This is a genomic window from Streptomyces recifensis (assembly GCF_002154615.1).
Lineage (GTDB): Bacteria > Actinomycetota > Actinomycetes > Streptomycetales > Streptomycetaceae > Streptomyces > Streptomyces griseoluteus.
This window is the reverse complement of record NZ_MUNH01000856.1, coordinates 1-594: the sequence shown is the minus strand read 5'-3', so window position 1 is coordinate 594 and position 594 is coordinate 1. Positions and strand designations below refer to the sequence as shown.

Sequence of the window (594 nt, the reverse complement as noted above, 5' to 3'; positions counted from 1 at the left end):
CGGCGGCGCAGAGCATCACCTGCGACAGCACCAGCCGGGGCGGCTGCCCGGCGTGCTGGACCGCGCAGAGCACCCCGGCGGGGAACAGCAGCGTGTCGCCGGGCAGGAAGAAGCCGACGACCAGCAGCCCGGACTCGGCGAAGGTCACCGCCAGCACGCCCAGGGCGCCGAAGGCGGCCAGCAGGGAGGCGCTGTCCGTGGGGTTGACGGCGTTCACCCGCCCATCGCCTCCCGGCCCGCCGATCGGTCGTCCGGTATCCAGTCTCACGTGAACCGTGCCCACGCGCCCGCGCGTCGTCAGGGCCGCACACCCTCTGTCGTGCACCCAACACCCGCCGTAGACTCATGGCGAGCGCGGGGCGGTTGACAGGGGGAGCCGACATGCCGGAAGCGCCGTACGGTCCGTACCAGGGGTTCGCCGTTCCGCCGATGCCGTCCGCGCCACCGCCCGCGCCGCCGAGCGCGCTGCGTGCGGCCGCGGTGGCCCTGCTCAACCTGAGCGGACTCGGCCTCGGTTACGCACTGCTCCGAAGATGGGGCGCGCTGGCCCTGTGCCTTGCCGTCACCACCGTCCTCCTCTTCGTCGCGCTGCCC

2 pseudogenes are annotated in these 594 nt (G+C 73.7%); one reads left to right on the top strand and one right to left on the bottom strand.

Annotation, left to right across the window (positions count from 1 at the left end):
- Positions 1-217 (bottom strand): annotated as a pseudogene (locus tag CCN33_RS30355) (DedA family protein); the annotation flags it as partial.
- 164 nt (positions 218-381) lie between these two features.
- On the opposite strand from CCN33_RS30355, the pseudogene CCN33_RS30350 reads away from it, so the two are divergent.
- Positions 382-594, top strand: a pseudogene (locus CCN33_RS30350) (hypothetical protein); the annotation flags it as partial.